We start from the raw sequence: 14448 nt of genomic DNA, 5'->3' as shown, positions 1-14448 counted from the left end.
CTCCCGAGCCGGCACCCTTGATGAAAGCAGACGAGGGCTCTCGGCAGAATCTCAACCCGATGAGCCGCTGCGTGGATTGGCGCAGGACTTTGACGATACAATTTGATGTGAGGCTAGTGTGGACCCGCGAAATAGTAATCCATCCCGTGTAACAGCTTCGTCGCAGGTGCAGGACGCCGGCTTGGAAGAGGGGCAAGCGGTCCAGGCCCGGCAAGTGGGCGTTGAGCAGCAGGTGGCCGAGGCGGTCCGGTGGCCGTTCGATGATCAAGCCGCCTCGTACCCCTTGCCGGATGCGGGCCAGGCGCGGCAAGCGGGCTTTGAGCAGCACGTGGCCGAGCCGCGCCGCGCCGAACCTGTCGCGAGTGGCGCCCGTGCTAGGGGCTATCCCCATCTGTCCGTTGAACACCGGGACCTTATTAATCAGGCGATCGCCCACGCTAGGGATCAGCAACCCTATAGCGAGGGCACGCTCCAAAATTACTCAAATGCGCTTTGCCGATTGGCGAATGATCTCGGCGCTCGCGGCCAAGCGACTGATCTAAGAAATCACCAATCCCTGGTCGATCACGTCGATGCTTTCTTTCCGACAAACGATAATATGAGGACGGCGTTGAGCGCCCTCCGTAGGTATCATGAGCCGGGATATTCGGCGACTGCTGGCGCCCGTGCTACCAGCTTTCCCCATCTGTCCGACGAACACCGGGACGTTATTAATCAGGCGATCGCCCACGCTAGGACTCAGCAACAATATAGAGAGAACACTTTAAAAAAATACACGTTTGCACTTCGCCGATTGGCAAATGATCTCGGCGCTCGTGGCCAAGCGACTGATCTAAAAAATCACCAATCCCTAGTCGATCACGTCGATGCTTTCTTTCCGAAAAACGATGATACAAAGACGGCGTTGAGCGTCCTCCGTAGGTATCATGAGCCGGGCTATTCGGCGACTGCTGACGCCCGTGCTACCCGCTTTCCCCATCTGTCCGGCGAACACTGGGACGTTATTGATCAGGCGATCGCCCACGCTAGGACTCAGCAACACCATAGCGATGATACGCTTCGAATATACTCGAATGCGCTTTGCCGATTGGCGAATGATCTCGGCGCTCGCGGCCAAGCGACGGATCTAAAAAATCACCAATCCCTGGTCGATCACCTCGATACTGTCTTTCCGAAAACCGCTGGTATGAAGGCGGCGTTGAGCGTCCTGCGTGCGTATCATGAGCCGGGCTATTCGGCGACTGCCCGGCGGCCAGTGCCGTCAAAGGCAGACGCGCATATCTTGGAACAAGTGAACAGTGACAGCAGCTTGGCCTCAGGCACCCGTGCTGCCTATGGTCGTAATCTTCGCAGATTTTCTGAGGCGCTTGAGAGTCGGGGCCAGACGATCTCTGGGCTGGATCACGATTCGCGGATCGAATTGGCCAAGAGGTTGTTTCCAGACAAACTCCCTCTCATCTCTGCGCTGGAACGGGTTCGCAATACGGAGCCCGTGTCAAACGGGATTCGCGAGGCGGTCCGGCCGCTGTTCGATGATCGAGCTGACGAGCCGCAAGCCGCCGCCATTCAGCAGCCGCTGAGCGAAATCGGCAATTCAGACACCTATCGCGGTGTTTCGTTGGTCGATCTGACCACCTCCTCCGATGCTCAGATCGGAGCTTTTCCGTCAGGCTCGTCCAACCTCCCCGAGGGGGCGGTTCTCGGGGCCACCCAATGGCTGAGCGACGTCCATATCCAAAGGGATTACCGGTTGCTGGAGCAGGACCTGCAGGAGACCCAGCCAGCGCTCGCCGCCCGAACGCGGCTGGTGAATGCGTCACTCTCCCATCTACTGCGCACTCATGACGTGGACGTGCAAAGTACGTTGCTGTCCATCTATCATCAAAACGACGCCCCAGCCGACTTCGTGTTCCTGCCAGTGAATGATGGCACTCTTGGTGGCACCCATTGGTCGCTGCTGCTCGTAGATCGCCGCGACCCGGAACGAGCGGTCGCCTATCACTACGACTCCTTCCAGCCAAATGGACAGCCTTACAACGACGCGCCTGCACGATTGCTCGCAATAAGACTGGACGCGCTCCTGCTGCAGACACCCGACATGGCCCGGCAGAACAACGGTGTTGATTGCGGCGTCTTCGTGCTGGACGGCACGCGCGAGCTGGTTCATCGATTGGCGAACGAAGAGCGGCCATACCTGCAGCTGGACCTCGACTACCTCGTCGCCGACCGGCAGGCGCTGCAAAACCGACTGAGGGAGCAGCGCTTGCCGCACGAGCTTGCCGCAATCCCCGCCTCGTACCCCTTGCCAGATGCGGGCCAGGCGCGGCAAGCGGGCTTTGAGCAGCACGTGGCCGAGCCGCGCCGCGCCGAACCTGTCGCGAGTGGCGCCCGTGCTAACGGCTATCCCCATCTGTCCGTTGAACACCGGGACCTTATTAATCAGGCGATCGCCCACGCTAGGGATCAGCAACAATATAGAGAGAGAACGCTCCGAAATTACTCAAATGCGCTTTGCCGATTGGCGAATGATCTCGGCGCTCGCGGCCAAGCGACTGATCTAAGAAATCACCAATCCCTGGTCGATCACGTCGATGCTTTCTTTCCGACAAACGATACTATGAGGACGGCGTTGAGCGTCCTCCGTAGGTATCATGAGCCGGGATATTCGGCGACTGCTGGCGCCCGTGCTACCAGCTTTCCCCATCTGTCCGACGAACACCGGGACGTTATTGATCAGGCGATCGCCCACGCTAGGACTCAGCAACAATATAGAGAGACCACGGAAAAAAAATACACGCTTGCACTTCGCCAATTGGCAAATGATCTCGGCGCTCGTGGCCAAGCGACTGATCTAAAAAATCACCAATCCCTGGTCGATCACGTCGATGCTGTCTTTCCGACAAACGATACTATGAAGACGGCGTTGAGCGCCCTCCGTAGGTATTATGAGCCGGGCTATTCGGCGACTATTGACGCCCCTGCTATCCGCTTTCCCCATCTGTCCGGCGAACACCGGGACGTTATTGATCAGGCGATCGCCCACGCTAGGACTCAGCAACGCCATAGCGAGGATACGCTTCAAATATACTCGAATGCGCTTTGCCGATTGGCGAATGATCTCGGCGCTCGCGGCCAAGCGACGGATCTAAGAAATCACCAATCCCTGGTCGATCACGCCGATGCTGTCTTTCCGAAATACGGTACTATGAAGACGGCGTTGAACTTCCTGCGTGCGTATCATGAGCCGGGCTATTCGGCGACTGCCCGGCGGCTAGTGCCGTCAAAGGCAGACGCGCATATCTTGGAACAAGTGACCAGGGACAGCAGCTTGGCCTCAAGCACCCGTGCTGCCTATGGTCGTAGTCTTCGCAGATTTTCTGAGGCGCTTGAGAGTCGGGGCCAGACGATCTCTGGGCTGGATCACGATTCGCGGATCGAATTGGCCAAGAGGTTGCTTCCAGGCGACCGCTATCTCCGCTTGGTGCTGGAACGGGTTCGCAATACGGAGCTCGTGTCAAACGGGGTTCCCGAGGCGGTCCGGCGCGAAGAGCTTCAGCGAGGGCAGAATGATCAAGCCGCCTCGTCTTTTTTCAGCAACCCAGGGATGCCCGCTGTTCCGGATGGCCACAATAGAAGCGTGTCGGACGCTTTCGCAGCGGCCGGCTCTGGGCACGCCGGAGTTGAGGCCGCCGCCCCGCCAGCGTTAGCTGCCAGTCAACAGCAGATCCGGTCCTCGCCGGATGCGCTTGACCAGGGCAACCACCTGCCACCCGAGTGGGTCATCATCAACAATGAACATGACACGGCGCTGTTGAGACCGGCGAAGAGGCAGAGGGCCAATACGCCGCAAGCCGCCGCCATTCAGCAGCCGCTGAGCGAAATCGGCAATTCAGGCGGCCGCGTGCCGATGCAGCCCCCCATGCAGCAGTTGGGTGAATTGCCATTGGAAGGGGTACCGGTTCAAGGGACAGGTTCCGAACACATCGGAAGGCTGCATGCGGAGGCCGCGCCCTCCGCATGGTCTGAGGAGCCCCCCGCTGCGATCGAGGACTCCATAGACGTTTCATTCGCCGTCCCCAAAGGCTTCTCCCATGGGACTCAACGCGTCCCAGACGCGATGCTCTCGAGATTGTACCACTTTGGCTTCTTGCCGGATGCGGAAAAGCCGCAATGGAACTACGAGATTGAAGGTCACGGCTACACCGCCGAGAGGGCAGAAGGGCCCAACGACTTTTTGCTCGTCCATCGCGGTCCGATCAGTGAAGCTGCAGAGGCAGCAGTACCGGCAAGGGCTCCAGGACCCGCCTCGCCAGCGACCGCCAGGCTTTCAGACACCTATCGCGGTGTTCCGTTGGTCGATCTGACCACCTCCTCCGATGCTCAGATCGGAGCTTTTCCGTCAGGCTCGTCCAACCTCCCCGAGGGGGCGGTTCTCGGGGCCACCCAATGGCTGAGCGACGTCCATATCCAAAGGGATTACCGGTTGCTGGAGCAGGACCTGCAGGAGGCCCAGCCAGCGCTCGCCGCCCGAACGCGGCTGGTGGATGCGTCACTCTCCCATCTACTGCGCACTCATGACGTGGACGTGCAAAGTACGTTGCTGTCCATCTATCATCAAAACGACGCCCCAGCCGACTTCGTGTTCCTGCCAGTGAATGATGGCACTCTTGGTGGCACCCATTGGTCGCTGCTGCTCGTAGATCGCCGCGACCCGGAACGAGCGGTCGCCTATCACTACGACTCCTTCCAGCCAAATGGACAGCCTTACAACGACGCGCCTGCACGATTGCTCGCAATAAGACTGGACGCGCTCCTGCTGCAGACACCCGACATGGCCCGGCAGAACAACGGTGTTGATTGCGGCGTCTTCGTGCTGGACGGCACGCGCGAGCTGGTTCATCGATTGGCGAACGAAGAGCGGCCATACCTGCAGCTGGACCTCGACTACCTCGTCGCCGACCGGCAGGCGCTGCAAAACCGACTGAGGGAGCAGCGCTTGCCGCACGAGCTTGCCGCAATCCCCGCGGACGCGATTGCAGCAGCCGGGTCGCAGGTGCAACACGCCGTATTGCAAGAGCAGCAAGCCCGACAAGTCGCGCCAGCGCCGTTTGACCGGCACTTGGGCAAGTCGCGCGAGGCCCAGGACGAGCTGACGAGTACACTTGACAGGAACAACCTCGTGAACAGCGGCGGCGTCATCAACAATGAACATGACACAGCGCTGTTGAGACCGGCGAAGAGGCAGAGGGCTGATAATCCGCAAAGCCTCGCCATGGGGCGGCAGCTGAGCGAAGCAACCACGACGTCCGTCAGCCAAGCCTCCGATCAAGCCCGAGCGGACCTGATGGCCTCCTTCAGAAGCAGAGACCGCTCCGACGCGGGGCGTTGAGCTCCCTGTCTGGGGCCAAGCATAACAGCTCTTCTGACGACAGAGGCGCTGATGCGATCTCCGGACCGTAGGCCTTGCCGAAATTTATCAGGCTGGCACTGTTGGAAGGCGATGTAGGTTTGGAACCCGCCGACGGCGGTGCCGCGTCCGTCCGTCGTTCGCGCCTGGAACCATTGGGCGAGACCGCTCTGCTTTTGGAATCGGAGAAAGCGCCAAGCCAATTGGATCATGCCGCGCCGGACTCGGGCACTGCCGGCGCGCGCCAGCCCCTTCTCGCGGCGGCGTTTGCCGCTCTCGTCCGGGGACCCCGTGAGACCGGCGTAGCGCGCCACCGCCCGCCGATCGCGCAGGTCGCGCGACAGGATCTCATTGACCAGCATGTCCGCCGTCTCGGCGCCGACGCCGAGGACCCGAGCGAGCAAGCGGACCATCGCGTGCGGACCTTTCTTCGCAGCCGGAGCCGCGGCGAGTCGGCGCAGGCGGTCCTGCTCGATCGCGCGAATCTGCTCGCGCACGAGGTGCAGCCGCTCGAGGTAACGGCGCAACTCGGCGCGCGTGTTTTCCGGCAACGGCGTCTCCTCCGCCGTGCGGATTTTGTCGAGCTTGCCCTCGGCCTGCGCAGGGTCGGCTTGAAGGTGCGAATGCCGAAGCGGGCAAGGATCGCCCTCATGCGGTTGATGATCCGTGTTTTCTCAGTGACCAGATTCTCCCGCTCGCGGCTCGGCCGCCGCGCGTCCTCCTCGGCAATCGCCGGGATTGCAGCCATGCCCACATGGCGTTTCTCGCCGCGCAACCAGCCGAGAAAGGCGCGCATCAACAGCTCCGTGTCGAGGCGATCGGTCTTGGCGCGCCGGTGTTCGCGCGACACCGGAACGCTTGCGGGATGGATGACGTAAGCCTCAATATCGCAGGCCCGCAGCCAGCGCGCCAGCCAGAAGCCGTCGCGGCCTGCCTCATAGGCAACGGTGATCCGCTTGATCGAGTGCCCGGCCTGGCTGGCTTCGGCGCGCCACCGCTGCAACAGCTTCAGCAGCGCGGCCGCATCGGCTTGGAGCTTCTTCAGAGGCTGGCGTGCGGGTTTCGGTAATTCGCGGACAGGGGTTCCATTGAATCCCGGACAGCGATTTCACTAAATCCGGGACAGCATTTCCGCTAATTCGCGGACAGCGATTCCGGTAAATCCCGGACAGTCTTTCGGCGATTAAAACATCGACTTTCGCGCGCGCCGTTTTGCCATTCTGAGCCTCGATTTGAACGAGGGGCTGATGAATGGCGAGACGGAAGCAGGCGAGGCTTACGAGTGTGAAGGACATTCGATCGATATTGCGGCTGACGCACGAACAGGGGCTTTCGGTTCGTGCGATATCGGAACGGCTGAAGATCAGCAAAACGACCATTTCGACCTATCTGTTGCGGGCGCGTGAGGCCGGGCTGACGGGCTGGCCGTTGCCGCCTGGGCTTGACGAGGACGCTGTTTTGCAGCGCCGCCTGTTCCATCGTCGCGGCCGCCCGCCCCAGGACATGCACGAGCCCGACTGGGGCAAGATCGCCAGTGAACTGAAGCGAAAGGGCGTGACGCTGACGCTGTTGTGGCAGGAATATCGCGAGCGGCACCCCAACGGTTACGGATACACCTGGTTCTGCGAGCGTTTCGCCGCTTTCGAACAGCGCGCCAGCGCCACCTTCCGCAATCGCCACACTGCCGGCGCGGCGATGCAGACCGACTACGCCGGCCACACCGTCCCGGTGATCGATCCGGCGACGGGCGAGATCCGGTCGGCGCAGATCTTCGTCGCGGTTCTGCCGGCCTCCTTGTACACCTTCGCCTATGCAAGCTTCACTCAACGGCTGCCGGACTGGATCGAGGGTCAGCAACGGGCGCTGAGCTTCTTCGGTGGCGTGACGAAAGCGATCGTCTGCGACAACCTCAAGGCCGGTGTTGCCAAGCCCTTGTGGTTTGAGCCGACCATCAACGCCACTTTTGCAGCATTCGCCGAGCATTACGACACGACGATCCTGCCGACCCGTCCAAAACGGCCGAAGGACAAGGCAAAGGTCGAAGGCAGCGTTCTCATCGTTGAGCGCTGGATCCTGGCGCGGCTGAGAAACGACCGCTTCTTCAGCCTCGTCGATCTCAACGTGCGGATCAGCCAGCTTCTCAACGATCTCAATAACCGGTCGATGCGACGGGTTGGCAAATCCCGACGTCAGCTCTTCGAGGAGATCGAACGCGAAGCGCTTGCACCCTTGCCGGCAACCGCATTCGAATATTCCGAATGGAAATCGGCAAAGGTTCATCCCGACTACCATGTCGAAGTCGACAAGGCTTTCTATTCCGTGCCGCACCGCCTGATCGGCCGCCAGGTCGATGTCCGGCTCACAAGCCGGATCGTCGAGATCTTCCATGATCACCAACGCGTCGCCAGCCACCGCCGGACGTCGCAGCGGGCTGGTCATGTCACCGTCAACGAGCACATGCCGAAGACACATCAGCACTATGCCAACACGACGCCGGCGAGCCTCATCAAGCAGGCTGCAAAGATTGGCCGCAACGCTGCAATCCTGATCGAGCGGCTGATGCGCGACAGGCCCCATCCCCAGCAGGGATACCGCGCCGCTCAAGGCGTTCTATCGCTCGCGCGCCGGTACGGGCCTGAGCGTCTTGAAGCCGCGTGCGCTCGGGCACTGACCATCAATGCGCTCAGCTATTCCTCCGTCAGCACCATCCTCAAATCCGGCCTCGATCAGGCGCCGCCTGTCGCCGAGCCGGTCAAGCCAGCCCCGGCGCATGGCAACATCCGCGGCAGCTCCTATTACCAGTGAAGAAAGGAAGACACTCACATGCTCACACATCCAACCCTCGACCAGATGCACGCACTCGGTCTATCCGGCATGGCGGCAGCTTATCGCGAACTGGCCAATCAAACTGAGGGCAGCGATCTCAACCGCGATGAATGGCTGGGTCTGATGCTCGACCGGGAGATGGCCGTGCGCGGCGACAAGCGCCTGACCAACCGGCTTGCAAGCGCCAAACTGCGCTTCCCCGACGCTTGCATCGAGAATATCGACTTCGCCGCCCAGCGCGGCCTCGATCGCCGACAGCTTCTCTCGCTGGCCCAAGGCGAATGGTTGAAAGCCCATGAGCACCTGATCCTGACCGGTCAAACGGGAACGGGCAAAACCTGGCTTGCCTGCGCCATCGGACGGCAGGCGGCCCGCCTCGATTATTCCGTTCTCTACGTCCGCATGCCTCGTCTCTTCGAGGATTTGGCGCTGGCACGCCTCGACGTCGGTTTCCCCGATTGCTCGACAAACTGGCGCGCGTCCAATTGCTCATCCTCGACGATTGGGGAACCCATGCGCTCAGCGATCAGCAGCGGCTCGATCTCCTGGAAATCTTCGAAGAGCGCTACTGCAGGAAATCCACTCTGATCACCGCCCAACTGCCCGTGGCCCAGTGGCACGAGATGATCGGGGAACCGACGATCGCTGACGCCATCCTCGATCGTATCGTCCATAACGCCCATCGAATTGCGCTCGAGGGAGACAGCATGAGGAGGCAAAAACCACGACCGCTCTTGACCGAAGCGCGAAACGCCGAAATCAATAACCAATGACATCAACCAGGCGAACGAAAGTCGATCCCGCGAGACTGTCCGGGATCTAGTGAAACGACTGTCCGGGATTTACCGGAATCGCTGTCCCGTTAATCCGAAATCCGCAGCTGGCGTTCGAGGCCGGGTATAACCCCGGCGACGAGCCAATTCGATTGACTCATCTCGATAACGACAATGATTGTGCTATCCTGATCAAGGGCGACGAGGAATTTGCTCGCGTCGAAAGATTGTGACATGGGACGCTCCTTCGGTGGTCGGTTCCAACAGCGCCAAGGGTGCCACATCCTCGCCGCTCGCCCCGTGCGAACCACGCCACACTCGTCGCCGGCACGCTATAACATTGAAACATTGAGAAACAATCGGCATTGTCGGAGGTAAGATGCCTTGATCGATCGCTGGAATGCAGAAAAATGTCCTGCCAGCCATTCTCAATTCAACTGCCTAAAATCGTGACGGAATCTCAAGTTAAGTTGCCGACATCGATAATGTCTTTCGTATCGGGAACTTGATGCCAGTCATTACCGCAACTCCAAGCTTCTTCGTCGTTCCCGTGTCTCATGGGGTTCGTTCTCCCTCTGGCGACCGCGGCTAGATACGCTCAGCGCTGCGCGAGCCGGCTTCATTCGATCGCGACGTCGGATAGATTACCAAGACTTTTATAAAGATCGTGCTGACAGTGCTTGGACTATTCTCCGGCGCCTCGATCGGCCGCGAAGGGCCGACGGTACAGGTCGGCGCTTCGATCACGCTGGCGGTGGCGCGCTTCGGCGGCATGGCGCAGACCCGCGGCCTGATCCTCGCCGGCTCGACAGTGGGCATCGCGGCGGCGTTCAACACGCCGCTTGCTTCGTCTTCGCGATCGAGGAGATGAGCCGGACATACGAGTCGCGGGCAAGCGGGCTGGTACTGACGGCGGTCATCCTATCAGGTCTCGCCGCTCTCGGCCTGTCCGGCAGCTGCAATTATTTTGGTTCAGCATCGGCAGCGCCGACGCAGCTCGCCGATTGGGCTCTTGTCCTCGTATGCGGCATTGGGGGCGGCGCGCTGGGCGCGGCCTTCAGCGGCTTTGCCCTTCACTTCGGCCAGCGCATCCGGCGTTGGGCGCAACCCCAGCCGCTGCGGTGCATGCTGGCACTTGCGGGCATCTGCGGGCTTGCAGTTGCAGTCATCGGCGTTGCATCCAGCGGTGCCACCTTCGGCACCGGCTACGAGCAGGCCAGGGGCGCGGTGGAAGGACAGTGCTTCCCTTGCTCTTCTTCATCGAAAAGCTCGCCGCCAGCTTCCTGTCGATGATGTCGGGCATTCCAGGGGCATCTTCGCGCCATCGCTTGCCGTCGGCGCCAGTTTCGGCAGCACCGTCGGCTCGCTGCTCGGAACGAGCATCGCCCTCGCCGCGATCCCCGGCATGGCGGGTTATTTCTCGGGCGTCGTGCAGGCGCCGATGACTGCCTTCGTGATCGTCCTGGAAATGACCGGCGACCATCAGGCGGTCATTTCGATCATGGCCGTCTCGAATCGGCTCACGCCTTCGCTCTCGCGAGCCGCTCTATCATGGACTTTCACGCGTTTTCATTGCGACTGCGATAAGAACCCATCGCGCGGTCAAGAGCCCGTGATCACGCACCGTCATCGTAGGCGGGCCGGTTTAGGCGCGAGCAGGCGTTTGACTTCCTCACTTTTGGCGCTGAACTTCGGTGACACCGCATGCCGTTTTAACCGCGGATTGTAAGCACGCCGACGAGAAAGTCCTTCTCGCTAAAGATAGCATAGCATGATATCAAATGAGTGTCCGGCATTGAGATGATGTTCAACCACTCCGGCCGGTCGCGATCACAGCTGTGGAGATCTAACCGGTTTTCTTGTTCTTCTCCACGGCTGGAAAAAGGGGAGGTCCAACATGTGGGGGATGTTGCGGGAGAAAAGGGCGGCAATGGATCCTGCAGATGTCGTCGCCTTGAGTGTGCTGCTCGATCGATGGTGTCGAATGCAATGCATCGATCACTCACACCCAAGGGCTCATGACACGGCGCAGAACCTCATTGCCTTGCGACAGGCCGGTGCCACTATCGACCACCTGAAACAGTTGCTTGCTTCGAGTGAGGCAGGTTGAAGCTTTTGCTAACGCGAGGCGGAGATCAGCCACTGCGCGTCTCACCATCGCTCACGTGCCTTGCGGCGGGAGCTATTTCTCAACGAAACTAAACAGAGGGAGAGGGATGTACAGATTTCATTTCATAACGAACGACACGGCGCATCTATACCCGGGGCATATCATTCACGTCGGCGGGAGCGCAGACAAGGAGACTGGTGTGCTTCAGATCAGCGATGCCTTTGCCGAACCGGATGAAGAACCTCTGGAGTCGGCAATTCACCGCGCCCTCCTCGTCCGCCAACGAGATGCGCGGGCAATAGGGGTTAAGGATGATGACGGCCTTTGGCCTGACAGGCTTGGCACGCTTGTTTGCTGGGAGCCGTGAAAGCTCGCACCGCTTTTGGGCAGGGGACGCCGCTCGCTAGCCGATCTCTCGCGTAAATAAGGCCGGGGTTACGATCCCCTCACTGGGGCGGAGAACGTCTACATCAAGGCGGCCAGACGGGTCTCGTGCCGCAGTGCCGACAAATCGATATCGGTTACCGTCGGCATCGATCACAAAGTCTCGAATTGCACGCCTGCGATATAACGTATCCATCCGAGCAGGGCCGCGGGATTTTGGGCCCCGCGTGTGGTAACGTCGGTTCATGGAGATCGATGAGGACAAGATCGACGATGCCGTTTTGGCGCTGTTATGGCTGACGCTGCATAACGAGCGTTGTGCCTGGAAGGGCTTCGACTGGGCAACGACGGATCGGCTTCACAAGAAGGGCATGATCGGCGACCCAGTCAACAAGTCGAAGTCATTGATCCTGACCGATGAAGGCTTGGAGCGTTCGGAAGCATTGTTCCGGGAGCTGTTTACGCGACCGCCGCAATAGCCGTCCCTTTGTGCGACTTCCATTGCCAAGGCAGCAGTTCGTGCAGGCGGGAGACGGGAAGATCGGCGATTCGGGCGAGCACATCGGCGAGCCACGCTTTTGGGTCGACGTCGTTGAGGCGGCAGGTCGTGATGACGGAGAGCATGATGGCGGCTCGATCGGCCCCACGCTGGGAACCGGCGAAGGTCCAGTTTCGACGGCCGAGTGCAATTCCTCTCAGAGCGCGCTCGGCAGCATTGTTTGTGAGACAAATCCTGCCATCTGCGAGGAAACGGGCAAAGCCATCCCAACGCTTCAGCATGTAATCGATCGGCTCGATCACCTCGGACGATTTGCTGAGCGTGCCGCGCTCCCGTTTCAGCCACTCGTGCATGTCATCGAACAGCGGCTTGCTCTTTTCCTGCCGCGCGGCCAACCGTTCTGCGGCGCTCAATCCATTGATCTCGCGTTCGATCTCAAACAGCGCATCGTACCGTTGGACGGCCTCCAGAGCGATCGGCGAGATCGGCTTGCCTCTCCGTTTGCGGTCACGGACACTTTTCTGGATGTCGGCCAGTTCAAAGAACTTCCGCCGCGCATGCGCATGGCAAAAGGCGAAGGTGATCGGTACCGCTTTCTTTTCGGCGACACTGAGCGGCTCGAAGCCATTGTAACAATCACTCTGCAGAATGCCACCATACTCGGCCAGGTGCTTCTGCGGATGCTCGCCGCGGCGGTCGCTCGAAGCATAGTATGGCCGCCGGCGCCGCCGCGCCGCCGTAGGGCTGGTCATCGCGCACGTAGGTCCATATTCGCCCGGTCGTGCATTTGCCTTTGGCTTGAATGGGAATGGTAGTGTCGTCGCCAAAAAGGCGCTCGGCCGCGAAGACATGCGCCTCGATCAGATCAAAGATCGGCAGGAGCGCGGCTGTTCCATACCCGACCTGGTCAGCCAGCGTCGAGGTCGAAAGCTCGATGCCCTCGCATTTGAACCGGGTGCTTTGGCGGTTCAGCGGGCTATGCATTCCAAACTTGTCAAAGAGGATCGTCGCCAGCAGATGAGGACCGATGTATCCGCGCGGCGTGGCATGGAACGGCGCCGGCGGCTGGCTGATCGCCTCGCAGTCACGGCAGGTAAATTTCTCCCGCACCGTCTCGATCGTTTGAACCGGCGCGGAACCTCCTCGAGCGTCTCGGTGACGTCCTCGCCCAGTTTCGACAGGCGCGACCCGCCGCAGCATGCACAGGTGACTGGGGGATCGATCACCACGCGCTTACGCTCGATATCCTCCGGCCACGGCTTTCGGACCGGCCGTTTGCGCGTTGAACGAACGTACGCTCGAGGTCTTGGCGGCAGCCGCCTGCGCTGCGGCTTCATCCTCCGTCGCCGCCATCACCAGTTCTTCGAGCTGCAATTCCATCTGGTCGATCAGGCGCGCCGTGCGCTCGGATCGCCGGCCGCGCAGTTCGCGCTTCAGCTTTTCGATCGCCAGTTCCAGACTGGCGATCAAGGCCTCATTGTCCGACAGCATGGCCTGCGCATTGGCGGCTCGCGCCACCGCAATGTCGCGCTCGGCAACAACGACATCACGTTCAGCCTGTAACCTCTCACGCTCGGAAACCAGCGCCAGGTTGGCGCTCGCAAGGTCCGCAGGAAGATCCACAGGCTTCGAAGTCATGAAGCCATTCGATCAGGTTCACTCAATATTTTCAATGCAATAATGCTATCCGACCCGTGTCGGACGCCAGGTTTCCTGCGGATTGCGCCAGTCGATCCCGGACAACAAATAGACAATTGCGCCGGTGAGATCGCTACCGCCCCGCCCTCCATATTCGGCCAGATAAACCGGCCCTTCTCCAGCCGCCGGGTAAAAAGGCAGGCGCTCAGATCATCATGCCAGATGATCTTCAAAATATCCGATCTGCGGCCCCTGAAGACGAAGAGATGCCCTGACAACGGATCATGCTTCAGAACCTCCTGCACCCGAAGCGCCAGAGAGGGAAAGCCACAGCGCATGTCCGTATACCCCGTCGAAAGCCAGACCTTGACCCCTGTTCCCATCGGAAACGGATTCACCGCAGCGCCTCCAGTCCGCGCAGGATCCGAAGCAGCGCTTCAACGTCGACATCGCGTCCCACGATCACACGGCGACCATTGGCGCTGACAACCTCCATAAGCCCACTTTGTGCCGTCGAAGAATTGGTCCGGCGCAACAACCGGCATGCCTGGCTCCGGGACCAACAGTGCAGGAATAAACCCTTCACTCCCCCGGCCATCGCCGAGCCGTCCCTCGCGAGCGGCTTTACGCCAATCGTTCAACTGAAAGCGTGTGATCCGATGACGACGTGCTGTTGCCGTGACCTGACGCGGGGCGGAATAGCTCTCCGCCACGATCGCAAGTTTGGCCTCGTTGCTGAAACGGCGACGCCGCCCGCTATCGACAATCTCCATACGGCCAACTTGCGGCCGCTTCTCTATCGTTAAAACCA

Annotated in this window: 5 protein-coding genes and 5 pseudogenes; 5 read left to right on the top strand and 5 right to left on the bottom strand. The window is 60.3% G+C overall.

Annotated elements, in window-relative coordinates; translation table 11 throughout:
• The first annotated feature begins 181 nt into the window (after positions 1–181).
• Positions 182–5389 carry a Ulp1 family isopeptidase gene (locus ACZ9BX_RS22260; RefSeq protein WP_476220229.1) on the top strand — a complete coding sequence of 1736 codons (5208 nt, stop codon included), beginning with the start codon at positions 182–184 and terminating at the stop codon, positions 5387–5389.
• Between the two features lie 140 nt (positions 5390–5529).
• On the opposite strand, the pseudogene ACZ9BX_RS22255 reads toward ACZ9BX_RS22260, so the two are convergent.
• Positions 5530–6476, bottom strand: a pseudogene (locus ACZ9BX_RS22255) (IS110 family RNA-guided transposase); the annotation flags it as partial.
• A gap of 182 nt (positions 6477–6658) precedes the next feature.
• Here ACZ9BX_RS22255 and istA point away from each other — a divergent pair.
• Both istA and istB read left to right on the top strand, forming a co-directional pair.
• Positions 6659–8212 (top strand): IS21 family transposase, encoded by a 1554-nt coding sequence (gene istA, locus ACZ9BX_RS22250; RefSeq protein ID WP_027513949.1) that lies wholly within the window; start codon positions 6659–6661, stop codon positions 8210–8212.
• An 18-nt stretch (positions 8213–8230) separates the two neighbouring features.
• Positions 8231–9006 (top strand): annotated as a pseudogene (gene istB, locus ACZ9BX_RS22245) (IS21-like element helper ATPase IstB).
• An 89-nt stretch (positions 9007–9095) separates the two neighbouring features.
• Here the strand turns inward: istB and ACZ9BX_RS22240 are convergent.
• Positions 9096–9242: a hypothetical protein gene (locus ACZ9BX_RS22240; protein WP_156915388.1), complete on the bottom strand. Its 147-nt coding sequence runs from the start codon at positions 9240–9242 to the stop codon at positions 9096–9098.
• Between the two features lie 283 nt (positions 9243–9525).
• Between ACZ9BX_RS22240 and ACZ9BX_RS22235 the strand changes: the two are divergent.
• Positions 9526–10622, top strand: a pseudogene (locus tag ACZ9BX_RS22235) (chloride channel protein); the annotation flags it as partial.
• Positions 10623–11745: 1123 nt separating this feature from the next.
• Positions 11746–11979, top strand: coding sequence for a DUF6429 family protein (locus tag ACZ9BX_RS22230; protein WP_014330863.1), 234 nt, complete (start codon positions 11746–11748; stop codon positions 11977–11979).
• Here the strand turns inward: ACZ9BX_RS22230 and tnpC are convergent.
• The 3 genes and pseudogenes from tnpC to tnpA all read right to left on the bottom strand — a co-directional run bounded on the left by tnpC (position 11960) and on the right by tnpA (position 14410).
• Positions 11960–13637: pseudogene (gene tnpC, locus ACZ9BX_RS22225) on the bottom strand (IS66 family transposase). The gene ACZ9BX_RS22230 and the pseudogene tnpC overlap by 20 nt on opposite strands.
• Complete coding sequence (tnpB, locus tag ACZ9BX_RS22220; RefSeq protein WP_425299102.1) at positions 13634–14035, bottom strand: IS66 family insertion sequence element accessory protein TnpB; 402 nt, start codon at positions 14033–14035, stop codon at positions 13634–13636. Before tnpB ends, tnpC begins: the two are co-directional and overlap by 4 nt.
• A pseudogene (gene tnpA, locus ACZ9BX_RS22215) lies at positions 14032–14410 on the bottom strand (IS66-like element accessory protein TnpA). Before tnpA ends, tnpB begins: the two are co-directional and overlap by 4 nt.
• Positions 14411–14448: the final 38 nt, after the last annotated feature.

It is taken from the genome of Rhizobium sp. USDA 3886 (genome assembly GCF_056279785.1).
The sequence above is the reverse complement of the archived record's forward strand: the minus strand, read 5'-3'. Positions and strand labels throughout refer to the sequence as shown.

What these genes read in the sequence shown, in the direction of transcription:
- istA (WP_027513949.1), top strand. Translation starts at nt 6,659, where the DNA reads ATGGCGAGACGGAAGCAGGCGAGGCTTACGAGTGTGAAGGACATTCGA.
- ACZ9BX_RS22240 (WP_156915388.1), bottom strand. Translation starts at nt 9,242, where the DNA reads ATGTCACAATCTTTCGACGCGAGCAAATTCCTCGTCGCCCTTGATCAG.
- ACZ9BX_RS22230 (WP_014330863.1), top strand. Translation starts at nt 11,746, where the DNA reads ATGGAGATCGATGAGGACAAGATCGACGATGCCGTTTTGGCGCTGTTA.